The sequence below is a fragment of the Streptacidiphilus sp. MAP12-33 genome (genome assembly GCF_041261265.1).
Lineage (GTDB): Bacteria > Actinomycetota > Actinomycetes > Streptomycetales > Streptomycetaceae > Streptacidiphilus.
This window is the reverse complement of sequence record NZ_JBGCCA010000024.1, coordinates 34,529-59,888: the sequence shown is the minus strand read 5'-3', so window position 1 is coordinate 59,888 and position 25,360 is coordinate 34,529. Positions and strand designations below refer to the sequence as shown.

The 25,360-nt window shown below is 74.6% G+C and carries 29 protein-coding genes; 18 read left to right on the top strand and 11 right to left on the bottom strand.

Translation table 11 applies throughout. The annotated features are described in order from the left end of the window. Positions 1-3: 3 nt before the first annotated feature. Entirely contained in the window at positions 4-948 is a 945-nt protein-coding gene (locus ABH931_RS23320; protein ID WP_370116415.1) for an alpha/beta fold hydrolase, read from the bottom strand. A 137-nt stretch (positions 949-1,085) separates the two neighbouring features. On the opposite strand from ABH931_RS23320, the gene ABH931_RS23315 reads away from it, so the two are divergent. From ABH931_RS23315 to ABH931_RS23305, 3 genes are all read left to right on the top strand, one after another. Continuing rightward, positions 1,086-1,340, top strand: a complete 255-nt coding sequence (locus ABH931_RS23315; protein WP_370116412.1) for a hypothetical protein — start codon at positions 1,086-1,088, stop codon at positions 1,338-1,340. Then, a complete protein-coding gene (locus ABH931_RS23310) occupies positions 1,337-1,561 on the top strand; it encodes a DUF1877 family protein (protein ID WP_370116409.1) in 225 nt (74 codons plus the stop codon). The genes ABH931_RS23315 and ABH931_RS23310 overlap by 4 nt, the downstream gene beginning before the upstream one ends. 151 nt (positions 1,562-1,712) lie before the next feature. Continuing rightward, positions 1,713-2,111: a hypothetical protein gene (locus ABH931_RS23305; protein ID WP_370116407.1), complete on the top strand. Its 399-nt coding sequence runs from the start codon at positions 1,713-1,715 to the stop codon at positions 2,109-2,111. Between the two features lie 28 nt (positions 2,112-2,139). Here ABH931_RS23305 and ABH931_RS23300 read toward each other — a convergent pair whose 3' ends face one another. Beyond that, entirely contained in the window at positions 2,140-2,841 is a 702-nt protein-coding gene (locus ABH931_RS23300; RefSeq protein ID WP_370116404.1) for a DUF6882 domain-containing protein, read from the bottom strand. 174 nt (positions 2,842-3,015) lie between these two features. On the opposite strand from ABH931_RS23300, the gene ABH931_RS23295 reads away from it, so the two are divergent. Together ABH931_RS23295 and ykgO are read left to right on the top strand one after the other, a co-directional pair. Further along, positions 3,016-4,062, top strand: coding sequence for a lactonase family protein (locus ABH931_RS23295; protein WP_370116402.1), 1,047 nt, complete (start codon positions 3,016-3,018; stop codon positions 4,060-4,062). A gap of 105 nt (positions 4,063-4,167) precedes the next feature. Further along, positions 4,168-4,290: a type B 50S ribosomal protein L36 gene (gene ykgO / locus ABH931_RS23290; RefSeq protein ID WP_370116399.1), complete on the top strand. Its 123-nt coding sequence runs from the start codon at positions 4,168-4,170 to the stop codon at positions 4,288-4,290. A gap of 20 nt (positions 4,291-4,310) precedes the next feature. Here ykgO and ABH931_RS23285 read toward each other — a convergent pair whose 3' ends face one another. Further along, entirely contained in the window at positions 4,311-5,183 is an 873-nt protein-coding gene (locus tag ABH931_RS23285) for an NAD(P)H-binding protein (protein ID WP_370116396.1), read from the bottom strand. 122 nt (positions 5,184-5,305) lie between these two features. On the opposite strand from ABH931_RS23285, the gene ABH931_RS23280 reads away from it, so the two are divergent. Next, positions 5,306-6,109: an alpha/beta fold hydrolase gene (locus ABH931_RS23280; protein ID WP_370116394.1), complete on the top strand. Its 804-nt coding sequence runs from the start codon at positions 5,306-5,308 to the stop codon at positions 6,107-6,109. Between the two features lie 24 nt (positions 6,110-6,133). Here the strand turns inward: ABH931_RS23280 and ABH931_RS23275 are convergent, their stop codons facing one another. The 3 genes from ABH931_RS23275 to ABH931_RS23265 form a co-directional block, all read right to left on the bottom strand. After that, complete coding sequence (locus ABH931_RS23275) at positions 6,134-7,093, bottom strand: GNAT family N-acetyltransferase (protein WP_370116391.1); 960 nt, start codon at positions 7,091-7,093, stop codon at positions 6,134-6,136. Between the two features lie 235 nt (positions 7,094-7,328). After that, positions 7,329-8,540 (bottom strand): DUF1501 domain-containing protein, encoded by a 1,212-nt coding sequence (locus tag ABH931_RS23270; RefSeq protein WP_370116389.1) that lies wholly within the window; start codon positions 8,538-8,540, stop codon positions 7,329-7,331. A 42-nt stretch (positions 8,541-8,582) separates the two neighbouring features. Continuing rightward, positions 8,583-9,920, bottom strand: coding sequence for a DUF1800 family protein (locus ABH931_RS23265; protein WP_370116388.1), 1,338 nt, complete (start codon positions 9,918-9,920; stop codon positions 8,583-8,585). A gap of 204 nt (positions 9,921-10,124) precedes the next feature. Between ABH931_RS23265 and ABH931_RS23260 the strand changes: the two genes are divergently transcribed. The 3 genes from ABH931_RS23260 (at position 10,125) to ABH931_RS23250 (ending at position 12,471) form a co-directional block, all read left to right on the top strand. Continuing rightward, positions 10,125-10,901 (top strand): response regulator transcription factor, encoded by a 777-nt coding sequence (locus ABH931_RS23260; protein WP_370116386.1) that lies wholly within the window; start codon positions 10,125-10,127, stop codon positions 10,899-10,901. Between the two features lie 249 nt (positions 10,902-11,150). Then, positions 11,151-12,266, top strand: coding sequence for a glycosyltransferase family 2 protein (locus ABH931_RS23255; RefSeq protein WP_370116385.1), 1,116 nt, complete (start codon positions 11,151-11,153; stop codon positions 12,264-12,266). A 37-nt stretch (positions 12,267-12,303) separates the two neighbouring features. Continuing rightward, positions 12,304-12,471, top strand: coding sequence for a hypothetical protein (locus tag ABH931_RS23250; RefSeq protein WP_370116383.1), 168 nt, complete (start codon positions 12,304-12,306; stop codon positions 12,469-12,471). Positions 12,472-12,490: 19 nt separating this feature from the next. Here ABH931_RS23250 and ABH931_RS23245 read toward each other — a convergent pair whose 3' ends face one another. Then, positions 12,491-12,865, bottom strand: coding sequence for a hypothetical protein (locus ABH931_RS23245; protein WP_370116380.1), 375 nt, complete (start codon positions 12,863-12,865; stop codon positions 12,491-12,493). A 172-nt stretch (positions 12,866-13,037) separates the two neighbouring features. Here ABH931_RS23245 and ABH931_RS23240 point away from each other — a divergent pair, with 172 nt between their 5' ends. Genes ABH931_RS23240 through ABH931_RS23225 form a run of 4 tightly spaced genes read left to right on the top strand, consistent with a single transcriptional unit; the run spans position 13,038 to position 16,736 of the window. Continuing rightward, positions 13,038-14,075, top strand: coding sequence for an ABC transporter ATP-binding protein (locus ABH931_RS23240; protein WP_370116379.1), 1,038 nt, complete (start codon positions 13,038-13,040; stop codon positions 14,073-14,075). After that, positions 14,072-14,863 (top strand): ABC transporter permease, encoded by a 792-nt coding sequence (locus ABH931_RS23235; protein ID WP_370116377.1) that lies wholly within the window; start codon positions 14,072-14,074, stop codon positions 14,861-14,863. The genes ABH931_RS23240 and ABH931_RS23235 overlap by 4 nt, the downstream gene beginning before the upstream one ends. Before the next feature lie 17 nt (positions 14,864-14,880). Beyond that, positions 14,881-16,077, top strand: a complete 1,197-nt coding sequence (locus ABH931_RS23230; protein WP_370116375.1) for a sensor histidine kinase — start codon at positions 14,881-14,883, stop codon at positions 16,075-16,077. A gap of 5 nt (positions 16,078-16,082) precedes the next feature. Further along, positions 16,083-16,736: a response regulator gene (locus ABH931_RS23225; protein ID WP_370116597.1), complete on the top strand. Its 654-nt coding sequence runs from the start codon at positions 16,083-16,085 to the stop codon at positions 16,734-16,736. 67 nt (positions 16,737-16,803) lie between these two features. On the opposite strand, the gene ABH931_RS23220 is transcribed toward ABH931_RS23225, so the two are convergent. The 4 genes from ABH931_RS23220 to ABH931_RS23205 all read right to left on the bottom strand — a co-directional run bounded on the left by ABH931_RS23220 (position 16,804) and on the right by ABH931_RS23205 (position 19,369). Beyond that, positions 16,804-17,373, bottom strand: coding sequence for a hypothetical protein (locus ABH931_RS23220; protein WP_370116373.1), 570 nt, complete (start codon positions 17,371-17,373; stop codon positions 16,804-16,806). Between the two features lie 88 nt (positions 17,374-17,461). After that, positions 17,462-17,884 carry a hypothetical protein gene (locus ABH931_RS23215; RefSeq protein ID WP_370116371.1) on the bottom strand — a complete coding sequence of 141 codons (423 nt, stop codon included), beginning with the start codon at positions 17,882-17,884 and terminating at the stop codon, positions 17,462-17,464. A gap of 4 nt (positions 17,885-17,888) precedes the next feature. Next, the gene (locus tag ABH931_RS23210) at positions 17,889-18,068 is read right to left on the bottom strand and encodes a hypothetical protein (protein WP_370116369.1); all 180 of its coding nucleotides are present in this window, start codon (positions 18,066-18,068) and stop codon (positions 17,889-17,891) included. 128 nt (positions 18,069-18,196) lie between these two features. After that, positions 18,197-19,369 carry a M48 family metallopeptidase gene (locus ABH931_RS23205; RefSeq protein WP_370116365.1) on the bottom strand — a complete coding sequence of 391 codons (1,173 nt, stop codon included), beginning with the start codon at positions 19,367-19,369 and terminating at the stop codon, positions 18,197-18,199. Positions 19,370-19,424: 55 nt separating this feature from the next. Here ABH931_RS23205 and ABH931_RS23200 point away from each other — a divergent pair, with 55 nt between their 5' ends. The 5 genes from ABH931_RS23200 to ABH931_RS23180 all read left to right on the top strand — a co-directional run bounded on the left by ABH931_RS23200 (position 19,425) and on the right by ABH931_RS23180 (position 24,855). Continuing rightward, complete coding sequence (locus ABH931_RS23200) at positions 19,425-20,000, top strand: hypothetical protein (RefSeq protein ID WP_370116362.1); 576 nt, start codon at positions 19,425-19,427, stop codon at positions 19,998-20,000. A gap of 78 nt (positions 20,001-20,078) precedes the next feature. Next, positions 20,079-20,894 (top strand): hypothetical protein, encoded by an 816-nt coding sequence (locus tag ABH931_RS23195; RefSeq protein WP_370116361.1) that lies wholly within the window; start codon positions 20,079-20,081, stop codon positions 20,892-20,894. Between the two features lie 156 nt (positions 20,895-21,050). After that, positions 21,051-21,605, top strand: a complete 555-nt coding sequence (locus ABH931_RS23190) for a (2Fe-2S)-binding protein (protein WP_370116595.1) — start codon at positions 21,051-21,053, stop codon at positions 21,603-21,605. Beyond that, positions 21,602-23,995 (top strand): xanthine dehydrogenase family protein molybdopterin-binding subunit, encoded by a 2,394-nt coding sequence (locus tag ABH931_RS23185; protein ID WP_370116358.1) that lies wholly within the window; start codon positions 21,602-21,604, stop codon positions 23,993-23,995. The genes ABH931_RS23190 and ABH931_RS23185 overlap by 4 nt, the downstream gene beginning before the upstream one ends. After that, positions 23,992-24,855, top strand: coding sequence for a xanthine dehydrogenase family protein subunit M (locus tag ABH931_RS23180; protein WP_370116355.1), 864 nt, complete (start codon positions 23,992-23,994; stop codon positions 24,853-24,855). Before ABH931_RS23185 ends, ABH931_RS23180 begins: the two co-directional genes overlap by 4 nt. Positions 24,856-25,360 lie beyond the last annotated feature (505 nt).

Genomic DNA, 25,360 nt, shown 5'->3' with positions numbered 1-25,360 from the left:
CGCTCAGCGGGCGAACGCGTCGACCGCCGCCACGAAGGCCGGCGCGTCCTGGAAGAGGAAGGCGTGGCCCGCGTCCGGGTACTGCAGCAGCTGCGCGCGGCGCAGGTCGGCCGCGAGCAGGGAGGCGTTGGACGGCGGGTTGACCGCGTCCTCGGCTCCGTCGGCGACCAGGACCGGGACGTGGATGCGCCCGATGTGCCGGCCCGCCGGGTCCTGGCCCGCCGTCCATGCGGTGCTCGCCGCCCGCTGCTCGGTCCGCACGGCCGCTGAGGCACTGTAGAAGTCCGGGTACTGCAGGACCGCACGGCCGTAGGCGACCATCGCCGCCGTCTGGTCCTGCGGGAACAGCACCGACAGGGCGACCAGCGGGTTAGGGCTGTCCAGCGCCGCGGCGGCGGCCGCCGGCACGGGCAGCGCGTCGCCGGTCCCGGGCAGGGTGGCGGCGAGCACGAGGCGGCCGACCCGTTCCGGGTGCCGCACGGCGAGAGCCTGGGCGATCATGCCGCCCATCGACCAGCCGAGCACCGTGGGCCGGTGCAGCCGCAGGGACGCGAGAAGGGCGGCCGTCTGGTCGGCCATCTCCGACACCGTCAGCGGCGCGGGCAGCGCGCTGGTCTCGCCGATACCCGCGTTGTCGAAGACGACCACGCGGTGGTGCGCGGCAAGGGCGTCCACGAAGTCCGGCGCCCAGTCGTCCATCGACCCGCCGTGGCCCATGACCAGCACGATCGGGCTGCCCGCGCCGAGCTCGCGGTAGCCCACGTCACCGAGCCGCGTGTGCGCCACCTGCGTCGGGACCCCGAGGATACCCGCCGGGCCGTCCTGCGCGGCGGCCCGCGACGCGGCCACGGCCGGTCCCCCGGCGCAGAGGCCGACCACCGTCAGCGCGGCCGCGGCGACCACCCCGACACGACGGGTACGCTTCGTCGCCTTGTCTCCCAGTCGCATGTTCACTCCCCCGGTCGGTTGCTCGAAACGCAGCCAGCGTAGGCACCGGGTCCGACCTGACGCATGCCCTTTGAGAAGGATCCGGACCCTGATCCTCCCTCAGGAGATGTCGGAGGCCTACGGCATGCTGTGCGGTCATGGGAATCCACGTGGAGTTGCTGCGGGTCGGACCGGAGGCGGCCGCGGCCGCGGCCGAGGGGCGCGTGTGGGCGCGCCCACAGATGCGGGACGGGGAGACGTTCCGGGCGGCACTGGCGCTGGACAAGTCGTGGGGCGCGCTCCAGTGGCTGGTGCGGGCGGCCGGGTGTCCCGTCGACCCGGTCATGGGGAGCGCGCTCTTCGATGCCGACGGGGCGGAGGACGAGCTGGACTTCGATCCCCGGGCCTGGTGACGGCGGAGGAGGTGGCGCGGGCGGCCGGGTTCCTCGCGCGGCTGTCGTTCGACACGCTGGCGGACTTCGCCGACGAGGACGCCATGGACCTGGACGACGTGTACCCGTGCGGCCGCGACCGCGAGGGAGCGCAGGCGCTGCGGGACGTCTACGCCGACCTCCAGGCGTTCTACGCGGCGGCTGCGGCGGCCGGGCAGGCGGTCCTGCGGGAACTGAGCTGACGGGGGTGCGGCGCGGAAATCGGCTGTCGTCGGCGCGCGGCGTCCGGCAGGATGACGCGCATGACGACGATCAGCCGAAAGGCCCATGCCGCGTAGACGGCCCGGCACGCTCCGTGCCACCCGACTCCATGCACTGGCCTGGGAGCACGACGTGCCACGGCGCGCGATCCCCGGTCTCTCCGCCGCCGCGATGAGCGACGTCCGGCGCCTGGAACTGCGCCGCCCCCACGGCGACGTGACCGCCGGCGCCACGGAACTCGCCCTGCGCCGGTACCGGGAGTTCGCCCTCTCCCCCGGCCGGCGCCCGCTCTACCCGAGGCCGGCCGACTGCCCCGCCCCCGGCTGCGACCTCGACGACGTGCGGTACGCCCGCAGTGTGCTCGACGAGGTACTGCGGCGCCTGCCGCCCCGCGCCCGCGCGGAGCTGGGCCGCCAGGTGGCGGCGCTCGACGTCCGGTACCTGGCGCGTACGCTGCCCGATCCGTTCGCCGACGAGCGCCGTCCCTGGAACGCCGGCCCGTGGTGGTACCGCCGGCTCGAAAGCCCTTGAGTCCCGGCAGCGCCAGGCACGGACACGTTCAGTGGGCTCCGGCAGAAACCGGTCCGGCGTCGATGCCCGAGATACGGCCGGCGGAGTCGAAAGCCACCACAGCAGTGCCCCCGCCGGGCAGCGAAGCTGTGATCCGGTCAGCGGCCTCCTGCACCGTCAGACCGTGCAAAGCGAACCAGCCCTTGACCACCAGTCGCGGAGAGCGGCCGAACAGCTGTGCGCCGGTGAGCAGATGACGCGGCATGGCAACCGGGTCCAGCGGCGCGGGCCGCAGCTCCGGGTCCTGCGGCACGAAGTAGACCCGGGTCTGCGGACCGGCCTCCTGGCCGATGTAGCCGGGCGCGCCGAGCGATGCCATGCCGAGGAAGGCCAGCGCCTCCGCGGCGCGGCGCGGATCGGCGAAGCCTGCCAGCGACACGCCCTCCTGCTGCAGTTCCACGATGCCGTGACGGCGGCCGAACTCGGCGACGCGCGCACTGGCGGCGGCCACCGCGCTGCCGCCCAACCCCGGGTTGGCCCAGCCCCACAGCCACGTCTGCTCCGCCAGGTCGTAGCTGCCCAGCAGTCCCACCCGAAGGTTTCGGCCACCGGACTCATAGCGGCACTGGTCCAGATCCGCCGTCCACGGCCCGGCCGGGAAGGCGCGGTCGATCACTTCCAGTTGCTGTACGCCCCAGGCCGCGTGGTACTCGGCGGCGTGCAGGAACTCGTCTGAGAAGGCCACGGTCATCGGGGCAGCCTAGCTGCTGCCGAACCGGCGGCTCTGCGCGGCCTCGGGCGTCCGGGCGGAGCGGGGCGACTTATCAGGCCCGCCCGCGCCGCAGGAGGGACCGCCTCGAACAGGCCGGGTGGCGATCGGGCCATGCGATGATCAAGCGTCGACCGCTTCGAGGAGTACGCCAGCGTGAACACCGCCGTCCAGTTGCTCGTCACCGGCTGCTACACCGAGGAGATGGGCGGGCACGGCAGCGGCCTGACCTCCTACCGGCGGGATCCGGCGGACGGTTCGCTGACGCCGCTCGGCGCGCTCGCGCTGCCGTCGCCGTCGTACGTGGTGCGGCATCCGACACTGCCGTTGCTCTACACCGCGAACGAGGCGGACGCGGTCGACGGGGCGGGGACGGTGAGCGTCGTCGGCGTCGCAACGGACGGGTCGCTGAGGGAGCTGGCGCGGGTGTCGAGCCGGGGCGGGTGGCCCTGCCACCTCGCCGTCGGCGAGGGCGGGCGGCGGTTGGCCGTGGCCAACTACCGCAGCGGGTCGGTGCTCTTCCTCGACCTGGACGAGGCCGGGCTTCCGTCCGGTGGCGCGCGGACCTGGGAGGGGGACGCCAAGGCGCTCGGGCCGCAGGCGGACCGGCAGGACGGGCCGCACGCGCACATGGTGGTCCCGGGTCCCGATGCCCGGTGGACCGTCGTGGACCTGGGCACGGACCAGCTCCGGTCCGGTGTGGCCGACTCCGACGACGGGCCGGACGCGGTCACCGCGCTCCCCGCCGGGACGGGCCCGCGCCAGCTCGTGCGCGGCGCGGACGGTCTGGCGTACGTGGTGGGCGAGCTGGACGCACGCCTGCACGTGCTGCGCGAGACCGAGCCGGGCCGGTTCACCTGGCTGGGGGCGGTGGCGGCGAGCACCACCGCGACCGCGACCAACTACCCGGCCCATCTGAGCGTCGGCGCGGACCGCGGGTTGCTGCTGCTCTCCAACCGGGGCGCGGACACCGTCTCGGTGTTCCGGGCCGTGCCCAGCGAGGAGCTGCCGCGGTTGATCGGAGAGTTCGCGTGCGAGGGTGCCTGGCCGCGGCATCTGGAACTGGTCGGCGAGCATCTCTACGTCTGCGACGAGCGGTCCGACACCCTCGTCGTGTTCGCGGTGGACGCCACCAGCGGCACGCTCACCGCGCTGCACCGCTGTGCGACGCCGTCGCCGACCTGTGCCCTGGCGATCGGCTGAGCGGGCCCCGAAGAGGCAGCCGGGAATGCGCGGCGTCACGGGGGCGTTGGCATGCCCACGAGGTCCGGGCTCCATGCCGGGCCGGTGCAAGGAAGGGGATGCCCCGTGAAGGTGCGCAACTCACTGCAGTCGCTCAAGAAGCAGCCGGGCTCGCAGATCGTCCGCCGTCGTGGCCGGGTGTACGTGATCAACAAGCGGGACCCGCGGATGAAGGCCCGCCAGGGCTGATCAGCGCCGGCCGGGGCTGGTCAGCCCTGGAGGCGCCGATAGGTCCGCGGGTGTGCGGCGAGGAAGTCCGCGAAGGACTGCGGCGCGTGGCCGGTGAGGGCGTGCACGGCGTCGGAGACGACGTCCATCTCGCCCGAGGCCACCGCCTCGTAGGAGGTGACCCAGCCCGCGACCTCCCACGCGGGCGCGCCGTAGACCGCGCGGGAGGCGTACGCCTCGGCGCGGGTCTCCGGTTGGTAGGTGACGGCCCGTCCGGCGGCGTGGCCGATGGCGGCGGCGACCTCGGCGAACGTCAGGGCTTCGGGGCCGGTCAGGTCGTAGGTGGCGCCGCCGTGCCCGGCCGAGGGCCCGGCGAGCAGGACCGCCGCGGCGGCGTCGGCCACGTCGTCGTGCGTGACGGCCGCGACGCGGCCGTCACCGGCCGGCCCGCGCAGGACGCCGTCGTCGCCGGTCATGGCGACGAGGTCGGACTGGTAGCTGCTGTCGCGCAGGAAGGTGAAGCCCAGGCCCGTGCCGCGGATGTGCTGCTCGGTGTGCCAGTGGTCGCGGGCGTAGGTGAAGGTGGCCTCGGGCGCGGCGCCCAGGTACGACAGGTACACGATGCGCCGCACGCCGGCCTCGACCGCCGCGTCCACGGCGGTGGCGTGGATCTCGACGCGTCCCGGTCCCTCGTGGGCCGAGCAGAGGAACAGCGTGGTGACGCCGGTGAGCGCGCGCCGCATGGCCGCGGCGTCGTCGTAGGACGCCTGGGCGGTCTGCGGCACAGGCAGTTCCGCGAGCTTGGCGGCGTCGCGCCCCAGAGCTCGCACGGTGGCGCCCGCGTCCGTCAGCCGAGCGGCCAACCGCCCGCCGACCCTGCCGGTCGCGCCGGTGACGGCGATGACCTCGTCCATGCCCGATCCCTCCTGCCGACGGTGCTCGCAGGGGACACTCTGCCGAAAGGGCGCGAACGGCGCACCCGGACACGCGCACACCCTCTGGACGGACGGCCGGGCGTACTGCCTACGCTGACGCCATGGCGACCACGACCGTCCGCACCGTTGATGTCCACCCCGATCTGCCGGTGACCTTCACCGAGGCCCGGTCCTCGTCCGGCACGGGCCGGACGGTGCTGGTCCTGCACGGCGGCGCGGGCCCCGCGCCCTTCGCGGGGCTGGTCGAGCACCTGGCCGCCACCGGTGCGCACGTGGTCGCGCCGGTGCACCCCGGCTGGAACGGGACGCCGCGCCCGGAGTGGCTGACCGGCGTCGACGACTACGCGCTAGCCTACCTGCACCTGTTGCAGGACCTCGGCGTGCGCGAGGTCGCGGTGATCGGCTCCTCGCTCGGCGGTTGGCTCGCGGCCGAGCTGGTCGTGCGCGACCTCGGCGGCCTGGTCACCGGCCTGGTCCTGCTGGACGCGGTGGGCATCGTGGTGGAGGGGGAACCGGTGGTCGACGTGGAGTCCCTGGACGCCCGAGCCCTGGCCGCGCACACCTGGCACGACCCGCGCCGCGGTGACGTCGACCCGGCGAGGTTCACGCCGGAGCAGCGGGCGGTACGCGAGGCGAACACGCTGACGATGCGGCGGCTGAAGGACGGCCGCGGACTGTACGACCCGAAGCTGCGGCGACGCCTGGGCCGGGTCCGCGTGCCCACGCTCGTGGTGTGGGGTGAGAGCGACCGGCTGGTCACTCCCGCCTACGGCGCGGCCTACGCGGCGGCCTTCCCCGACGCGCGCTTCGAGGTCGTGAAGGCCGCGGGCCACATGCCGCTGCTGGAGCAGCCCCGCGCGACGCTGGCGCTCGTCGACGAGCACCTGCGCCGCACGGCGCGGTAGCCGGCGCGCGCCGGCGCGGCGCGGTCAGGTCGCGGACAGCACCAGGCGGCGGGAGGCGTTGCGGTAGCCCAGGCGCAGGAAGGCGGCCGCCATCGGCGTGTTGGTCAGGTCGGTGTCGGCGCGGATGAGCTGCGCCTCCGCCTCGACGGCGAGAATCCGGGTGATCTCGGCGAGGATCTCGTCGACGTGCCCCTGCCCCCGGTGTTCGGGGAGCACCCCGAGGTAGCCGACGACGGGGCCACCGGGGTTGGCCGAGGGAAGGCCGAAGCCGACGGGCTCGCCGTCAGGCGTCCTGGCGACGCGCCACCACGCCCGTTCCCCGCGCATCTGCTCGCGGTAGAACGCCACGTCCTCACGGGCCTGCGCCTCGGCGCCGATCCGGTCGGCGTCCTTGCGGGAGCCGGTGTCGAGGGTGCCCTCGAGCACGCGGCGGAAGAGCTGGACGAAGACCTCGTCGTCCGGCTCGGGGTGGAAGGTGAGCCGCCCGGTGGGCTGCGCCGGCCCGTCCCCGGGCGTCCACTCGTAGCGCAGCCGCTCCAGGGTCACGCCGAGACCGGCGCGGCGGGCGGCCTCCTGGCGCCAGGTCAGGGCCGCGACGACGTCGGGTCGCTCGCGCCAGTCGCCGGGGAGGAAGAGGTGGAACGCCGCCGGTTCGGCCGTCCCGCCCTGCGCGAAGGCGGCGTGGGCGGCGGTGAGCAGGTCGGCGGCGAGCGTGATGCGGGCGTCGACGGCGGCCGACGCGTCGCTCACGAGCAGCGCGTCGAGGGCGCGGGGATGGTCGTCGTCCTCGTCACCCCACCAGACCGCCACAGCGAGCGGCGCGGTGTCGGGGGAGTCCTCGGCGAGCCAGGTACGGGCGGGGCGGTACTCGCCGGTGGCGAGCCGGGCGCGGTAGTTCTCCGGGGTCATCCGGCTGGCCGGGTCGGCCACCATGAGCGGGAGGATGCGGTCGAGGTCGGACGCGGTGGTGGGGCGGAAGAGCACGGTGCCTCCGGGGCAGTGGAGCGGGAGGCGCGGCCGATCAGGAGGTGGGACCTACCGGCCCGCACGCACAGGGGCGGCGGGGACGATCGGAAGCGCCGGGTTCGGGGTGAACATCACGGGCCTCCCTCCTGCTCGGGACTTCTGCTGGGGACCGAGTCGATCTTGGGTTTCGGCGAGAGTCAGCCTAGGGCTGGGCCTGCCGGAGCGACAACCGGTTTTCTCCCCGCCACTCTCCTCACAGGAAGCCGAGCTGCGGGAAGTCCTGACCGAGGACCTGATGCGGGTCGGCGGCCAGGACCCGGTACAGCAGGGTGGCGTAGACCGAGCGGAAGTCGGTGGTGAACCTCAGGTCCCCGGCGTCGAGGTCGGTCAGGCTGGGCTGGGCGCCGTGGAAGCCGCCCTTGACGGGGGTTCCGGCGACGAAGAGGGGCGCGGCGGTGCCGTGGTCGGTGCCCTGGTTGGCGTTGGCCTGCACACGACGGCCGAACTCCGAGTAGGCGGCGAGGACGACCGGGTTGGCGCTGTGCGCGACCTTGCCGAGGAAGCCGCTCACGGCCTGGTCGAACGTGCCGAGCAACTGCTCCTGGGTGGCCTTCTCCCCCGCGTGGGTGTCGAAGCCACCGAGGCTGACCGCATAGACGCGGGTCGGCACCTTGGCCGCGACGCAGGCGGCGACCACGTCGAGCTGCTGGGCGAGTGAGCCCTCGCCTACGGCGCCGGTGCTCTCCTTCGTGGCGGCGAGCGTGTCGAGGACGGGTCCGAAGGAGTGGGCGACGGTCAGCAGGTCGCGGTCGGCGGTGGCCGCGGCGGCGAGCGTCGCGGGATCGCCGGGCGCGGCGGCACCGAGCGCGGTGTAGGCGCTGAGGGTCGCTCCGGCGGGCAGGTGGAACGCCCCGACCGGCAGCGCGGAACCGGAGGTCGTGGCACCCGCGAGCAGCGGAGGCAGGGTGCCGCCGAGGGAGACGGCGCGCAGCGGGTCACGGCCCTGCGCGTCGAGCCAGCGGCCGAGCCAGCCCGTGGTGGTCGGCAGGGACGGTGAGGCCGTCTGCCAGATGTCCATGGACTGGAAGTGACTGTGGCTGGGCTGCGGATACCCGACGCCGCGCACGACGGCGAGCCGCCCCGCTCCCCAGAGGCTGTGCAGGCCCTTGAGGGCGGGGTTGAGGCCGAGGCCCTCGCCGAGGTCGAGTACCTGCCCGGGGCTGTAGGCCAGCTCGGGGCGGGCGCTCTGGTAGGCGGGGTCGCCGGCCGGGACCACGGTGTTCAGGCCGTCGTTGCCGCCGTAGAGGGTGACCAGCACCAGGACGGGCATACCGCTGCTCAACGGCCGGGAACTCGCTCCCCGGGCGAGGTCCTGCCAACCGATCAACGCGCCACCGGCGGCGAGCGCGCTCGCGCCGGCCACCCCGGAGGCGATCAGGAACTTGCGCCGGGTCCACAGGTCCATTCCGGTTCCGTCCTCTCTCGGGCGAACACTGGGTGGGTGACGTCAGTTGACGGCGTACTCGGGGGCGGCCAGGGCGAGGGCCACGAGGGTGCGCGGCTCGGATGCCACGCCCTGGAGCGCGGTGCGCGTGCGGTCGCTCCAGGCGTCCAGCCCGAGCAGCCGAGCCGCCACGTCGACGCGGGAGTCGGTAGGGGCCGCACTCACGGCGCCGAGGTCGGCCTTGGTCACCGCCCAGCGGGCGAAGTCGAGGCGCGCCTGCGCCGCGGCAGCCGTCAGCCAGGCGTCGCCGGCCGGCCAGCCGCCGACGTTGGGCGGCTCGAACGGCACTTGGCCGAGGCGGCGCAAGGTGCCGAGCAGAACCGCCTGGTCGGTGTCGTCCGGGGTGACACCGAGGGCGCGCAGCGCGCCGACGACGTACTCGACGGGCTGCTTGGCGAGGGCGCCGACGACGGTGGAGCTGCGGAAGACCGCGTCGAGGAGCAGGGCACGCAGGAGCGCGGTGAGGTCGCGTCCGTCGCCGTAAGCGGCCTGGAGGCGGACCATCACGTCGGCGGGGACCTCGCCCGGCGCGGCGTAGCGGTTCCACATCCGGGTCACCACCCAGGCGTGCGAGGCGGGCTGCCCGACCAGCAGGTCGACCAGGGAGACGGAGTCGAAGTCGGCGGTGCGGCCGAGGATCGTCTTCGGCGTGTCGTCGTGGGCGGCCGGGACGAAGACCAGCCGGCCGCCGGAGCGGTCAAGGCGCCAGCCTGTCAGGGCGCGGGCAGCGGCCCGCACGTCGAGCTCGGTGTAGTGGCCGACGCCGAGGGTGAACAGCTCCATCAGCTCGCGGGCGAGGTTCTCGTTCGGGGCGGCCTTGGTGCTGCCGATCTCGTCGAGCCAGACGGCGAGCGCCGGGTCGCGGACCATCGCCTGCGCGAGCGTGCCGAAGTCCCCGCCGCCCAGGGTGCGCAGGGTCTGGTTCTGGGCGAGCATCAGCGGCGCGCTGCGCACCTTCTGGATCGAGGTGGCCCAGTGGCCGTGCCAGAACCAGGTGCGCTTCTCCACCAGGGGCCCGTCGGCCCGCACCATCCGTGCCAGCCACCATCCGGCGAGCTGCGCGGCCTGCTGGGCACGCTCGCGGTTGGCCTGCCTGCGGGCTGCCGGGTCACGTCCGGGCGGCGCGATCGCGGTGAAGGCGGGCGGCGGCGTGGCCGCGACCCCGGCGTCCGCCGTTCCCGGCGGCCCGGCCAGCAGCGTCGCCACCGTGGCCTCGTATCCGGCCTTCTCGGCGGCGTCGAGCTCGGCGGCGCGTCCGCCGAAGCCGGCCCGCCGCAGCAGGTGCGCCACCTGCCCCCGCGCCGAGACCTCCGCGGTCACCCCTGCGCTCGAACTGGACACCACCACCACGCACCTCCCCGACCTGCCGGGCGCCACCGTCGGCGACGGTAGGAGGTGTCCTTGTGGAATTCATGTGGCCCGCCATCGGCCCGACGCGCCGTCAGGGCACGGGCGCCGAGCTCTGCGCCGGGCGTTCCGGCGGCCGGACCGGGAACGGGTGACGGAGCGTCCCGGTTGCGGTGGGCGGGCCGGAGACGGAGTGTCGTGTCAGCAGGCTCGCGCGCGGTGCGGGAGGACAAGGCGGAGGGGGACGTGGTGAGAAAGGGCGCCGACAGCACGGCCGGGTCGAACGGGCTGCCGCCCGTGCTGGTGGCGGTCGCGGACCGGCTGCGGGCACACGTGCTCTCGCTGCTGGAGCCGGCCGACGTGTCGGTGGTGACCGCGGGCACGGGCGAGGAGGCGTTGCGCGCGGTGTACGAGAGGCGCCCCGGGCTGATGCTGATCGGCACGGCGCTGGAGGGACTGAGCGCCTGGGAGGTCGTGCCACTGGTCCGCGAGATGGCGGGGATTCCGATCACCGTCGTCGATGAGACGTACTCCGCCGCGAACGCGCGGCGGGCCTTCACCCTCGGGGCGGGGAACTACGTGGCCTGGGCTCCACCGGCCGAGGTGGTCGAGGGTCGCCTGCACCACCTGCTGCGGGCGGGCGCACGTCGGCCCGCGAGCGCGGACCCCGCCACGGACGACGGCTGGCTGCGGATCGACCCCATGCGGCGAGAGGCGACGGCGGGCGGGCACGCGCTGGCGCTGACGACCCTGGAGTTCGACCTGCTGGCGCTGCTGGCACGGCACCCCGGACAGGTGCTGACGTACGAACAGCTGCTGCGGTCCGTGTGGGAGCTGTCCGACGCGAACGACCCGGACCGGGTCAAGGCGGCGACGGGACGGCTGCGGCGCAAGGTCGGCGCCGCGACCGGTGCGCCCGCCCCGATCGACACCGTGCGGGGCGTCGGCCTGCGCTACACCGGTCCGGCGGTGTGACCACTGGGCGGCGCACGAACAGGCCCCTGACCGTCCGACTGTCCGCCAGGTGTGCGGCACCCGGGACCAAGGTCCCACGGCGGCCGGGCCCCGCAGGACGAAAGACCCGGGCCTTTCCTCCCTGACGGCCGTTCACCTCCCCTTGTCGCGCTCCTGTAGGGCGGCTGTCGCGTTTGCGTCCCCCTCCCCCGCGAGGCTCTCTTCCGTACCCGGCATCCCTGCCGCCGGGCGGAACGGAAGGTGAGTGACGTGGCGACCGCGCAGGTGACCGACGCTCCCCCGACGGGGCGTCAGGTCCTGGTGCGTCAGGTCCTGGTGCTCGTCCCGGCGCACAACGAGGAGGACGTGATCCGCCGGGCGCTGGCGGCCCTGGGGACGCAGGAGCTCGACCGGCATCCCGGCACCGCCGTCCGGACGGTCGTGGTGGCCGACAACTGCACCGACGCCACCGTCCCGCTCGCCCTGGCCGCGGGCGCGGAGGTGTTCACCACCCGCGGCAACCGCGCGAAGAAGGGCGGCGCGCTCAACCAGGCGCTGGCCGCCCTGCTGCCGGAACTCACCGACCACGACGCGGTGCTGGTCACCGACGCCGACTGCGCACTCGACCCGGGATTCCTCGCCGCCGCGCTGGACCGCCTCGACCGCGGCTACAGCGGCATCGGTGGGATCTTCCGCGGCGACCCCGGCGGCGGGTTCGTCGGCCACCTGCAGCGCAACGAGTACGCCCGCTACGCCCGCGACGTGGAACGCCTGGGCGGTCGCTGCCTGGTGCTGACGGGCACCGCCGCGCTGTTCCGGGCCGAGACGCTGCGCGCGGTCTCCGCGGCCCGGCTGGACGGCCGGCTCCCGGCCGGCGACGGCGCGGGCGGCGTCTACGACACCACGGTGCTGACCGAGGACAACGAGCTGACCTTCGCGATCCTGCACCTGGGCGGGCGGATCATCTCGCCACCCGAGTGCACGCTGAGCACCGAGGTGATGTCCGGCTGGCGCGCCCTGTGGCGGCAGCGCCTGCGCTGGAAGCGGGGCGCGGTGGAGAACTGCGCGCAGTACGGCCTCACCCGGATCACCTGGCGGTACTGGGGGCGCCAACTGCTGACCATGCTGGGCGTGGTCGCCTCGGCGCTCTACCTGGCCACCCTCGTATGGGCGCTGTCCGTGGACGGCTCGGTGAACATCAAGATCTTCTGGCTCGCGGTCACCGGGGTGTTCGTCGTCGAACGCGTGGTGACGCTGCGCAAGCGCGGATGGCGGTACATGCTGCCGGCCGCGCTGATGTACGAGCTGGTCGTCGACTACTTCCTGCAGGCCTGCCACGGCAAGGCCTACCTGGACGCCCTGCTGCGGCGCCGCAAGAGCTGGTGACCCGCGGCGAGAGCTGACGAGAGACGAGGAGCAAAGCGTGTACACCAATCCCACCCCCGCGCTCGGCGCGGGAGCCGCGACCGGCGGCACCCTGGCGGCCACCGGCGCGGCCTCGCCGCTGTGGATCTTCCTGGCGGCGTTCGCGATGATCGCTGTCGCGACGGCGATCCTGCGGATCGTCCCGAGGCGCCGCCGTCAGGACTGAGGCTGCCGCGCCCTCGGGATCAGTGCTCGCGGAAGCCGCCCAGGAACCGGCGGAACAGGCCGCCCTCGGGCCGCAGCGGCGCGGCGGGCGGGGGCGCGGTGGCGCGCTCGACGGCGATCGGCTGGTCGTAGTCGGCGCGCGCGATCGCGTCGACGGTCTGGGCGAGGTCGAAACTCTCCGAGCCCGCGATCGCCGGCACGAAGCCGACCAGCATGCCGTCCCGCATGACCTGCGCCTCGAGGGTGATCGTGTCGTCGGTGTCCCACAGGGCCTCGCGCCCGTCGGGCAGGGAGACACGCACACCGATCTGGTAGACGCCTTCGCGGGCGAGATGGGCGTCGACCCCGCGCTGACGCAGCGCGTCGACGACGTGAAGCGCTCGGTTCTCTTCCATGCGCTCACCATAACGGCCGATATCCGGCGTTATCGATCACGCTCCTCAGAAAATGGTGAGACTCGGCAGAAGAATGCCGAGGCTCGGCTACATCCCCGGGAGTAGCTGAGCCGCTCGGGGTCGCATCCGCCGTCCGACGCGCGGGGGTGCCCCGCGCTGGACGATCGGGGGCATGGAGACAGCCATCGCCCTGGACAGGGCTACGAAACGCTTCGGCGCGGTGACCGCCGTCGACGGTCTCAGCCTGGAGATCGGGCGCGGCACGACGGTCGCACTGCTCGGCGCCAACGGGGCCGGCAAGAGCACCACGGTGGCCATGGCGATGGGCCTGGCCGCGCCGGACACCGGTTCGGTGACGGTGGCCGGGCGGCCGCCGCGTCAGGCCGTCGTCGAGGGCCGGATCGCGGCCATGCTGCAGGACAGCGGGCTGATGCCGGGCGTCACCGCAGCGGAGCTGGTCGGTCTCGCGCGGCGGATGTACCCCGCCCCGCTCCGGGTGGAGGAGGCGCTGGAGCTGGCCGGGCTGCGCGGCCTGGCCCGGCGGCGGGTGGACCGGATGTCCGGCGGCCAGGCGCAACGGCTGAAGTTCGCGCTGGTGGCCGTGGCAGGCGCCGACACGATGCTGCTGGACGAGCCGACCCGCGCGCTGGACGTCCAGGGTCGCCGCGAGTTCTGGTCCGCGATGCGCGACAGCGCGGCCGCGGGCCGGACGATCGTGTTCGCCACCCACTACCTCGACGAGGTCGAGGAGAACGCGGAACGCGTCGTCGTGATGGCGCACGGCCGCGTCGTCGCCGACGGCTCCCCCGCCCGTATCCGGGAGGCGGGCGGCCGCGCGGTCGTCCGGTTCCGCGTCCCAGCGGAGCAGCCGCTTCCGCCGCTGCCGGGCGAGGTCGCCCGCGATCGCGGCTGGGCGACGGTCCGTGCGGCGTCCTCCGACGAGGTGGTCCGCCGCCTCGTCGCCTCGGGCACCGACTGGAGCGATCTGCGGATATCCCCGCCGAGCCTGGACGAGTCCTTCCTCGCCCTGACGGGTTCCGCCTCCGGGGGCGACGGCGCCGCGCACGACGGCCTCGCGGGCGCGGCGGAGCGCGCGACAGGGACCGGGCCGGACGAGACCGTGCCTGATGAGACCGGGCCTGACGGGGCCTCCACCGCCACGGGCCGCGTCGGCGGCCGAGCCACCGACCAGGAGGTGCAGGTCCGATGACGTCGGCTCTCTTCCGCCTCGAATGCCTGCGGATGCTGCGCGACCCGCGCTACCTCGCGCTCGCCGTGGTGGCACCCATCGGCTTCTACCTGCTCTTCGCCACCGTCTTCGGTGGTGGTCCGGTCCCACCGGGCCAGCTCCAGGGCACCGTGGAGATCATGGTGGCCATGGCCGCCTACGGCGCGATCTGGGGTGCCCTGTCCGCCACCGGGCCGAGGCTCGCGCACGAGCGCGCCAGCGGCTGGCTGGAACAGGTCCGGGCGATGCCGGTGACGGGGCGCCAACTGCTCACGGCGAAGATCGCCGCCGGGCTGGCGGTGGCACTGCCCGCGCTGGTGCTGGTCTGTGTGACGGCCGTGGTGGCCAAGGGGGTCCGCCTGGAGGCGTGGCAGTGGGCGGCCCTGATCCCCGCGATGTGGCTGGGGACGCTGCCCTTCGCACTGCTGGGGGTGGTGGTCGGGTTGCTGGTCGGTCCGGAGGCGGCGTTCCCGCTGAGCTACGCCCTCTATATGGCCGCCTCCGCGCTCGGCGGCCTGTGGGTGCCCCCGGCGCGACTGTCCGCGCCCCTGCAAGACGTGGCGCACACCCTGCCGACCTACCGGCTCGCCGACCTCGGCTGGCGGATCGCCGCCGGCCACCCGCCCACCTGGGCGGATCTCGCGGTCCTGGCCGCGTGGAGTGCGGGGGTCGCGGCCCTGGCGGTGCTGACGCAGCAGCGCTCCGCGCGCGGTGGCCTGGCCCCGCGCCGGGCGCGGCGCGGCGGTGCCTCTGCCGCGGGTACGGCGTGACCACCTACGCTGCCAGCGTGGCCCACGCCTGGAACCGGCTGCTGCAAGCCGACCCGTCCTCCGCGCCGGAAGTACCAAGCGCGGTGGACTGGGCGGTCGTCGCCCCCATCACCCTCTTCGCCTGCTTCGGCGTGTGGGCGGAGCAGCACTACACCCTGCACCCGCACCCGTGGGGGCCGGGCGGCTACCTTCTCGTCGTCGCGGCCGCAGCGCCGCTGCTGTGGCGCAGGCGGTGGCCGGTACCGACGGCCGCGCTGTGCCTGGCGGCCGTCGCGGGCTACCACGTCGCCGGGTATCCGGGGCTCGCCCCAGCCGTGCTGGTGTTCCTCGCCTGCGCCTCGCTCGGGCTGCACTGCGAGCGGCACGGCCTGGTCTACGGGTTGCTGGCGGCGGGCCTGGTCTGGCTGCTGCCGACGCTGCCGCCGAACGCGCTGCCCTGGTACGCCCTGGACGTGTCGATGCCGGCCCTCGCCTACGGCGCGACCGCCGTCGTCGCCCACTCGGCGCGCCGGCGCCGGATCGAGCACGACGCACGCCTGCGGGAGGAGTCGGCCGCCGCCGAGGAGCGGTTGGGACGCCGGCTCGTGGAGGAGCGGCTGCGGATCGCCCGCGAACTGCACGACGTGCTGGCACACACCATCTCCGTGGTCGCCGTACAGAGCAGCGTGGCGCTGGAGGCGCTGGACGCCGCCCCGCCGGAGACGGAGGAGGCCCGCGACGCGATGCTGCTGGTCCGCGGCGCCGCGCGACAGGCGATGCCGGAGCTTCGCGCGGCGCTCGACCTGCTGCGCGGCCGGGCCCCGGCGGCGGACGGGCGACCGCAGCCGGGGCTGGGCCAACTGGACGAGCTCGCGGAGGGGTTCCGCGAGAGCGGGCTCCACGTCGAGGTACGGCTCGCACCGGAGGTGTGGTCGCTGACGCCGCTGGTGCAGTGGACGGCCTACCGCATCGCCCAGGAGGCGCTGACCAACACCCTTCGCCACGCCCGTGCCGGGCACGCCCACCTCTCCCTCGCCCGCGAGGGGGACGTGCTGGTGCTACGGGTCACGGACAACGGCTGCGGCCCCGGCCCCGGCTCGCCACCGTCCACCGGCGGCCTCGGGCTGGTGGGCATACGGGAGCGCGCCGAGGCGCTCGGCGGACGCGTGCAGGCGGGCCCGCGGCCGAACAGCGGCTGGCTGGTCCTGGCCGAACTACCGTGGGAGAGCAGCTGATGCGCGTGGTCAAGGTCCTGATCGCCGACGACCAGGCACTGGTCAGGGCCGGTTTCCGGTCGCTGCTGGAACGGGCGGAGGACATCGAGGTGGTCGGCGAGGCCGTCGACGGGGTCGACGCCGTCGCCCAGGCCACGCGGCTGCGCCCCGACGTGGTCCTGATGGACGTGCGGATGCCGCTGCTGGACGGCATCGCCGCCACCGGACGCATCGTCGCGGACCCGGCGCTGGCCGCCACCCGGGTCGTGGTGGTGACCACCTTCGAGCTCGACGAGTACATCCACCGCGCCCTGCGGGCGGGCGCCAGCGGCTTCCTGCTCAAGGACCTCGACCCGGACGAACTGCGGCGCGCCGTCCGCGTCGTGGCGGCGGGCGAGGCGCTCCTCGCGCCGAGCGTCACCCGCCGCCTGATCGGCACCTTCACCCGGCGCGGCACCGCGTTGCCGCCGGAGCTCGCCGCTGCGGGCGCCGGCCTGACGGACCGCGAGCGCGAGGTCGTCGCCCTGGTGGGCCGGGGCCTCAGCAACGAGGAGATCGCCGCCGAGCTCGTCATCTCCCCGGCCACGGCCAAGACCCACGTCTCCCATGCCATGACCAAACTGGGCGCCCGCGACCGGGCCCAACTCGTGGTCTACGCCTACGAGACGGGCCTGGTCTGACGGCAGCGCGGGGGCTCGGGGCGGAGGCTCGGGGCGGAGGCTCGGGGTGGCGGCTCGACGCGGCAGCTCAGGGCACGAGCGGCAGCGGGCAGCCGTAGGTGCCGTCCGGGTTGAAGGAGCAGCCCTGCGACTCCGTGTAGCCGCCGTGGCCGTTCGGAGTGAACACCTCGACGCCCATGGTGACGAACCCGAGGGTGACCTTCTCCACCGGGATCCCGCCGTTGTTGCCGGAGATCTCGTCGGAAGTCACGGTGACGCCGGAGAGGGTGATCTCCATCCGGGGGTGGGCCTGTCCGGCCGGGGTGAGCGTGAGCGCGGCGCCGTGCTGGAGCGTGATGCGCTGCGGCAGCAGCCGCCGCAGGAAGGTGGTCGTCGTGTCCCCCGCGTAGCGCGTGATCGTCAGGTCCGAGAAACGGGGCCGGCCGGGAGCGGGGACGGTCGCGTCCGCCGTCTCGTGATAGGAGAGCACGGGTGTCGGCCCGGTCACGGGGCCGTCGGGAAGGATCAGCGCGGCTGTCAGCGGTACGGCGGCGCGGGTCTGCGCGGTGGCAGGGGCCGGGCCGGAGGCCGCCAGTGCGGCGGTGAGCAGGGCGGCGGCCGCCAGCAGGCGCAGGGTTCGGCGCGTGGTCGTGTCCATGAGAGGAGTGAAACGCCGTCAGGTTCCGCAACGGCGCGAATGGGCCGGCCGAGGTCGTGTCGCCGCGGCGGGCCGCGGGAGGATGCCGTCAGACCTCGGTGGGTGCGGCGGGAGGCTCGGGGTTCCGCGCGGCGAGCCGGGCCCGCTTCGTCTCCTCGCGCTCGTGCAGCGCGCTGCGTTCCGTCTCGGCGGCGATGCGAAGCCGGTCGGTCTCGGCGTCCTGCTGATTCCTGAGCCGCTGGGTGGTCGCGTCGATCGTGGCCTTGAGCACGGTGGACGCGGCGGTGACCGAGGCGGTCGCGACCCCGCTCGCCAGGAGCTCGTTGATCAGCTCGGGCTTGGCGGCCCGTTCGAGCGCGTCACGCGCGGACTCCACGGCGGACTGGTCGAACGGCGCGGTGGCTGCGATCGCACCCGGCCCCGGCAGCCCCTGCTGCACGCCCGGCTGCGGGTCCTGCTGCGGCATGGCAATCGGCTGCACGGGCTGAGACACACCGTCGTCGTCGGACATGCCGTCAGCTTACCCAGGCCGGGAGCGAATCGGCCCGGCCGGACCGCGCCCCGCACAGGACCGGGAGGCGGATCAGGCCCCGGGCCCGCACCGAGGGTCGCCACCGCAGATCGGCGGGGTCGACCGCGAGGGCGAGGCGCGGGAAGCGGGTCAGCAGGGCGTCGAGCGTGATCTCGGTCTCCACCCGGGCGAGCGACGCACCGAGGCAGTCGTGGATCCCGTGGCCGAGCCCGAGTCGGCCGTCTGCGGCGCGGCCCGGAGCACGACCCGGAGCACGGCCGGGCCGACCTGAGCGGTGGGCCGCCGGACGCGTCAGGCGGGCAGGTGGGGCGGATCCGGGAGGCCGTGGGCGGCGGCCCAGGCGCGCGCGTGGGCGATGCGGGCCGTGGTGGGCGGGTGGGTGGCGAAGACGGCGACCGCGAGCGGATGCGGCTCCAGGTCGGCGATGTTGAGCACCGCGAGCCGGCGCTGCATCGCCACGACGGTCTCCGGCGCCCGGGTCAGGTCCAGGGCGTAGGCGTCGGCCCGGGCCTCGACCTGGCGACTGCGCGCGTTGTAGACGGGCCCGCCGAGGACGCCCGCCACTGTGCCGAGGGCGAGCACCAGCGCCAGCGAGCGCGGGTCGGCGGCGCGGGTGACGCCCGCCGCGTGCAGCAGCGGCGTCCAGTGCAGCGCCGCGGCGAGCGCGCACGTGACCGCGGCGGCGCCGACCGCGCCGGTCAGGGTGCCGTAGAGGACGTCGCGGCGCGCGGCGTGGCCGAGTTCGTGCGCGGCGACGGCGACGACCTCCTCGGGCGCCGCCTGTCGTACCGTGGTGTCCCAGACGACGACCCGGCGGGTGCGGCCGATGCCGGAGACGTAGGCGTTGACCGCGCTGGTGCGCCGGGACGCGTCACTGACCAGGATGTCCCGAACGGGCACACCGGACGCCTCGACCATGGCCATGAGCGCGCGGCGCAGCTCGCCGTCGGGCAGCGGGGTGAACCGGTTGAAGAGCGGTTCGACCACGACGGGCAGCAGGAACGACAGCGCCACCACGAGCAGCGCCGCGCCGAGCGCGGCCCAGGCCCACCACGTGTCCGGCTGCCACCGCATCAGGCCGTAGAGCACCACGGAGACCACGGCGAACAGCGTCGCGCCGATCCCCAGCCCCTTGGCCGCGTCGGCGGCGAACAGCCGCGCGCCGCGGTGGGACAGGCCCCAGCGGCGGTTGACCGCCTCGGCCCGCAACGACAGCGGCAACGCTGCCAGGAACGTGACCAGTTGCAGGGCCACGGCGCCGAGCGCGGCGGTCGCGACCCAGCCGCCGCCCGCGACCCGGCCGGCCGCGCGCACCAGTCCGGCGCCGAGCAGGGTGAAGCCGAGGACCGCCGGAACGGCGAGGGCCAGCAGCATCGAGGTGTACCGCAGGGGTGCCACCTCCCGCCTGCGGGTGCGGGAACGCGTGATCTGCGCGGGGGTGAAGTCGTCCTCGAGAGCCGTCACGCGTCCTAGTCTGGGGGATCCGACTTTCGACGCAGCCGCACGTGAGGGAGCCGACATGGACCTGCACAGCCCCGCCCCGGTCACCGTGGACCAGGTCGTGCACGCCCTGTCCGTGCTGGGCCAGGAGGTGGTCGCGGATCCGGAGTACCGGCCCGACGGGCCGACCGAGGACGATCTGCCGGAGCTGCTGGGCGGGCTGCTGGGCCGGGTCGAGTTCGAGGTGGCCGCGGTCGTCGACACCGAGGACGAGCCGCCACAGGGCCTGTCCGCGCTCCAGGACGGCTGGCGCACCGAGAGCGACGACCCGGTCGTGCACCGGGCGGTGCTGGTGCACCGGCTTCAGCGCACCGCGTTCGACGTGGGCGCGGCGCTGGGCGAGGAGACGGACGCCGAGGACGTCGAGGACGACGACGAGGCGGGCCCGCCCGGGGTCGCGGGCGCGGCGGCCTGCGCGCTGGCGGCGGCGGACCTGCTGACGGCCCAGGCAGCCGTGGACGACGGGGAGATCCGCGAGGCCCGCCGGGCGCTGGACTCCGTCGAGGGTTTCCTGGCCCAGGCGCTGCTGACGGTGCACCTGCTGCGGCTGGAGGTCCGTGCGGAGGAGGACGGCGCGGAGGACGACGAGGACTGAGAAATCCTGGTGCACGAGCAGCCCCGAGCTGCGATCCTTTCGCCGCCGACCGATCCGACCGCCTCCTGGGGACTCACCGTGCGTCACCGACCCGCGCCACGCAGGCGCCTGCTCGCCTCCGCCGTGGCGGCCGCCCTCGCGGCCCTCACCGCCCTCACGGCCGCCGCCTGCTCCTCCGGTGCCGAGAGGGAAGCCGCGACGGCTCTGCCGACGCCGCCGGGGAGCGCCTCCGCCGCGGTCGCGCTGGCCGCGCAGAAGGCGGGCGGCTACCGGTCCGTGACCGTCCACGCCACCGACACGGAGTGGAACGGCACGGCCACCATGACCGGTCACGCCGGCCGGCTGCCCCTCACCGTGGACCTGCGGTACCGGCTCGCCGGGTTCCCGACGATGCCGACGGTGTTCGCCGACGGCGCGCTCTACCAGGAGTACCCCCAGGGGCTCGGCTCGCACTTCGGGTACAGGCACTGGGTCGTGACCGTCCTGGCCGGCCCCGGTGCCTCGCCCCACGACCAGCAGACAGCCGGTGATCCGGCGCTCGTCCAGGACCCCTGGACCGTGCTGAGGCTGCTCGGCAGCGCGCGGAGCATCCAGCGGGTCGGCCAGGAGACCGTCGACGGGGTACCGGCCTGGCACTACCGGGGTGTCGCCGACCTCGCCGCGCTCGCCCCGGCGCCCTCGCCGTCCGTCTCCGGGCAGGACGGCGTGAGCCGGACGGTGGACGCGTGGATCGGCGCGGACGGCCTCCCGGTGCGGATGCTCGTGACCACACGGATGGGCACGGACGTCTACCCGGACCGGATCGACTACTCCGGCTTCAGTACCAGCCCCTCGGGCATCACGGCGCCCCCGGCGGACGACACCATCACCGAGGCGCAGTTCCTGGGCGGGTGACGAGGCGCGCGGCCGATGCGGGGCACCGTGGGGCGGCTTAGTGTAGGGGTATAGCCGGATTTCTGCTGTTTCGGGCCCTGGGTCGCAGGGCCCGGGAGCTCAGGAGGGCAGATGGCCCAGAATCCGAATCCCCCCGCCCCGACGCCCCGCCCCTCGATGGCGCGGGGTTCGACCGCGCGGATCGCCGTGAACGTCGACGGCACGGACCACCTCGACGAGGTGGAACCGCGCCTGCTGCTGGTGCACTACCTGCGCGACCGCCTCGGCCGCACGGGCACGCCGATCGGGTGCGACACCGGCAACTGCGGCGCCTGCACCGTCGATCTGGACGGGATGAGCGTCAAGAGCTGCCAGGTGCTGGCCGTGCAGGCGGACGGCGGCCGGGTGACCACCATCCAGGGGCTGGCCGCGCCGGACGGGACGTGGCACCCGTTGCAGCGGGCCTTCCACGAGCAGCACGCGCTCCAGTGCGGGTACTGCACCCCGGGGATGATCATGGCCGCGCGGGACCTGCTGACCGAGAACGCGGACCCCACCCCGGAGCAGGTCCGCGAGGCGCTGGAGGGCAACCTCTGCCGCTGCACGGGCTACCAGAACATCGTCCGGGCCGTCCTCGCCGCCGCCGCCGAGCTGCGCCGCGAGGGTGCGCCGCAGCCGCGGAGCGCCACGGCGAACGTGCCGCGGACGAGCGGGCAGGAGGCGCCGGCATGACCGATCAGCTCACCTCTCCGGCGGCCGGGCGCGAGGTGGGGCGCGCGCGGACCCGCAAGGAGGACGCCCGGCTGGTGACCGGGCAGACCCTGTGGACCGACAACCTGACCGCGCCCGGGCTGCTGCACGTCGCGATCCTGCGCAGCCCGCTGGCGCACGCGCGGATCGAGCGTGTCAACGTGCGCTCGGCGCTGGAGCGCGAGGGTGTCGTCGCCGCGTTCGGCGGCCGGGAGCTGGCCGAGGGCCTGGGCTCGCTGCCCTGCGCCTGGCAGGTGACCGAGGACATGGTGCTGCCGGACCACCCGGCGGTGGCGGTCGACGAGGTGCGCTACGTGGGCGACCCCGTCGCCGTGGTCGTCGCGCGTGACCGCTACGTCGCGGCGGACGCGCTGGAGGACGTGTGGGTGGACTACGAGCCGCTGCCGCCGGTCATGGACCTGGAGGCGGCGCTCGCCGAGGGCGCGCCGCTGGTCCACGCCGACAAGGGCACCAACCGCTGCTACACCTGGCCGCTCGCCTCGGGCGACTACGCGGCCGCGCGGGCCGCCGCCGACGTGGTGGTGCACCGCCGCCACCACCAGCAGCGGCTGATCCCCAACGCGATGGAGCCGCGCGCGTCCCTGGCCGTGCCGGTGCCGGCGACCGGCGAGTACACGCTGTACTCCTCGACCCAGATCCCGCACATCGTGCGGCTCATGATGGCGCTGACGACCGGCATCCCCGAGCAGAAACTACGCGTCGTCGCGCCCGACGTGGGCGGCGGCTTCGGCTCGAAGCTCCAGGTCTACGGCGAGGACGCGATCGCGCTGACGCTGGCACGCAGGCTCGGGCAGCCGGTCAAGTGGACCGAGTCGCGCTCGGAGAGCTACCAGGCGCAGCACCACGGGCGCGGGCAGATCCAGGACGTCGAGCTCGCCGCGACTCGGGACGGGCGGCTGCTGGGCATGAGGGTTGACCTGCTGGCCGACATGGGCGCCTATCTGATGATCATCACTCCGGGTACGCCACTGCTGGGCGCGTTCATGTACCCGGGCATCTACAAGATGGACGCCTACGACTTCCGCTGCACGGGCGTGTTCACCACCCGCACCCCCACCGACGCCTACCGTGGCGCGGGCCGCCCGGAGGCGACCTTCGCCATCGAGCGGACCATGGACGAGCTCGCCGCCGAGCTCGACATGGACCCGCTGGAGCTGCGGCGCCGCAACTGGATCGGGCACGAGGAGTTCCCGTTCACCACCGTCGCCGGGCTCACCTACGACAGCGGGAACTACGAAGCCGCCACCGATCGTGCCGTCGCCCTCTTCGGCTACGCGGACCTGCGCGCCGAGCAGCGGGCCCGCCAAGCGAACGCGGACCCGGTGCGCCTCGGCATCGGGATCTCCACCTACACCGAGATGTGCGGGCTCGCCCCGAGCCGGATCCTCGGCTCGCTGCGCTACGCCGCAGGCGGCTGGGAGGCGGCGTCGATCCGGATGCTGCCGACCGGCAAGGTCGAGGTGATCACCGGGACCAGCCCGCACGGCCAGGGCCATGTGACGGCGTGGAGCCAGATCGCCGCCGACGCGCTCGGCGTGCCGTTCGAGGACGTGGAGGTGATGCACGGCGACACGCGCGTCGCGCCGCAGGGCATGGACACCTACGGCTCGCGCTCCCTGGTCATCGGCGGGATCGCGGTGCACGAGGCCGCGCTGAAGGTCGTCGCCAAGGCGCGTACGGTGGCCGCCCACCTGCTCGAGGCGAGCGAGGACGACCTGGAGTTCGCCGACGGCGCGTTCAGCGTGCGCGGCTCCCCCGACGCACGCCGGACCATCCAGGAGATCGCCTTCGCGGTCTTCGCCGCGCACGACCTGCCCGAGGGTATGGAACCGACCCTCAACGCGGAGCACCTGCTCGACCCGGACAACTTCTCCTACCCGCACGGCACCCACCTGTGCGCGGTCGAGGTCGACACCGAGACGGGCGCCGTGAAGGTCCGCTCCTACGTCTGCGTCGACGACGTCGGACGGGTCGTCAACCCGATGATCGTCGAGGGGCAGATCCACGGCGGGGTCGCCCAGGGCATCGCCCAGGCCCTGTACGAGGAGGCCGTCTACGACGACGCGGGCAACCTGGTCTCCGGGACGATGGCCGACTACCTGGTGCCCGCCGCGCCGGACCTGCCGGACCTGGTCACTGACCGCACCGAGACGCCCGCCACGTCCAACCCGCTCGGTGTGAAGGGCGTCGGCGAGGCGGGCACCATCGCGTCCACGCCCGCGGTGGTCAACGCGATCATGGACGCGCTGCGGCCACTGGGCGTCCGCGAGATCCGGATGCCGTGCACGCCGGAGCGGATCTGGCGTGCGGTCAGGGAGGCCGCCGCCTCCGGTGAGGAGAGCGCGCCGTGATCCCCGCGAAGTTCGACTACGCCCGCCCGCAGAGCGCGGACGAGGCCGTGCGCGTGCTCGCCGAGGCAGGCCCCGAGGCGAAGGTCCTGGCCGGTGGCCAGAGCCTGCTGCCGATCCTGCGGCTGCGGCTGTCCTTCCCCGAGCTGCTCGTCGACCTCGGCGCCGTCGACGCGCTGCGCGGCGTCCGCCAGGAGCGGCACGACCTGGTGATCGGCGCGATGACGTCGCATCACGACGTCGTCGAGGACCCGCTCGTCCGCCTGCACGCCGGGCTGCTGGCCCGGGCGGCGGCGACCGTCGCCGATCCGGCGGTGCGCCACCGCGGCACGCTCGGCGGCTCCCTCGCCCACGCCGACCCCGCCGGGGACCTCCCCGCGGTCTGCCTGGCCCTGGAGGCGACCATGGTCGCGCTCGGCCCGCAGGGCTGGCGCACGATCCCCGCGTCGGAGTTCTTCGTCGACTACCTCCAGACCGCTCTGCGGCCGGACGAGCTGCTCACCGAGATCCGCCTCCCGCTGACCGACGGCTGGGGCTTCCACTACGAGAAGTTCCAGCGGGTCGCCCAGGCCTGGGCGATCGTCGGCGTCGCGGCGGCGGTACGGCTCACGCCCGACGGCGGCACGATCGCCGAGGCGCGGGTCGGGCTGGTCAACATGGGCGCCCGCCCGATGCGCGCGCACCTGACCGAGACCGCCCTGGCGGGCGCGGCGGCCACGGAGGAGGCCATCGGCCGCGCCTCGACCCTGGCCGCCGAGGACACCCACCCACCCACCGACCTCTCCGGCTCCGCCGAGTACCGCGAACACCTCGCCCGCGTCCTGACCCGCCGCGCGCTGCTCGCCGCGACCGGCGCCGCGTGAGGCGGGCACCCGAATGGCACCGGACGGACGGCACGACCGGGGCGCGGATCCCCCCGCGCACCGCGCCGGCGCCCCGGCGCCGGGCCGCGCCGCGGAACCGGACGCCGCACCCGGCACCCCCGGCCCCGCGCAACAGAGCCCCGGGCCGGGAGGCCTCACGGCACCGGACTGCCTGCCACCGCCGAACGGCAGCACGGAACCGGGTGCCACCACAGGCCGGCGCGGCCCCGCGGAGCGGCTCAGCGGGAGCGCGGCGCAACCGGGACGTCCCGCCGCACCGGACCGCCTGCCACCGCCGAACGGCAGCACAGAACCGGGTGCCACCACAGGCGCGCGCGGCCCCGCGGAGCGGCTCAGCGGGAGTGCGGCGCAACCGGGACGTCCCGCCGCACCGGACGACCTGCCACCGCCGAGCGGCCGCTCCGAGGCCGCGCCGCGCAGCGGCCTGGCACCACCGGCGGGCAGCCACGCGGGTCGGGACGACGGCGTGACGGCGCCGGGCGGC

Bases quoted from the DNA above. Each gene is read 5' to 3' on its own strand.
- ABH931_RS23320 (WP_370116415.1), bottom strand. From the start codon at position 948: ATGCGACTGGGAGACAAGGCGACGAAGCGTACCCGTCGTGTCGGGGTG.
- ABH931_RS23315 (WP_370116412.1), top strand. From the start codon at position 1,086: ATGGGAATCCACGTGGAGTTGCTGCGGGTCGGACCGGAGGCGGCCGCG.
- ABH931_RS23300 (WP_370116404.1), bottom strand. From the start codon at position 2,841: ATGACCGTGGCCTTCTCAGACGAGTTCCTGCACGCCGCCGAGTACCAC.
- ABH931_RS23285 (WP_370116396.1), bottom strand. From the start codon at position 5,183: ATGGACGAGGTCATCGCCGTCACCGGCGCGACCGGCAGGGTCGGCGGG.
- ABH931_RS23280 (WP_370116394.1), top strand. From the start codon at position 5,306: ATGGCGACCACGACCGTCCGCACCGTTGATGTCCACCCCGATCTGCCG.
- ABH931_RS23270 (WP_370116389.1), bottom strand. From the start codon at position 8,540: ATGGACCTGTGGACCCGGCGCAAGTTCCTGATCGCCTCCGGGGTGGCC.
- ABH931_RS23245 (WP_370116380.1), bottom strand. From the start codon at position 12,865: ATGGAAGAGAACCGAGCGCTTCACGTCGTCGACGCGCTGCGTCAGCGC.
- ABH931_RS23240 (WP_370116379.1), top strand. From the start codon at position 13,038: ATGGAGACAGCCATCGCCCTGGACAGGGCTACGAAACGCTTCGGCGCG.
- ABH931_RS23235 (WP_370116377.1), top strand. From the start codon at position 14,072: ATGACGTCGGCTCTCTTCCGCCTCGAATGCCTGCGGATGCTGCGCGAC.
- ABH931_RS23220 (WP_370116373.1), bottom strand. From the start codon at position 17,373: ATGGACACGACCACGCGCCGAACCCTGCGCCTGCTGGCGGCCGCCGCC.
- ABH931_RS23215 (WP_370116371.1), bottom strand. From the start codon at position 17,884: ATGTCCGACGACGACGGTGTGTCTCAGCCCGTGCAGCCGATTGCCATG.
- ABH931_RS23200 (WP_370116362.1), top strand. From the start codon at position 19,425: ATGGACCTGCACAGCCCCGCCCCGGTCACCGTGGACCAGGTCGTGCAC.
- ABH931_RS23190 (WP_370116595.1), top strand. From the start codon at position 21,051: ATGGCGCGGGGTTCGACCGCGCGGATCGCCGTGAACGTCGACGGCACG.
- ABH931_RS23185 (WP_370116358.1), top strand. From the start codon at position 21,602: ATGACCGATCAGCTCACCTCTCCGGCGGCCGGGCGCGAGGTGGGGCGC.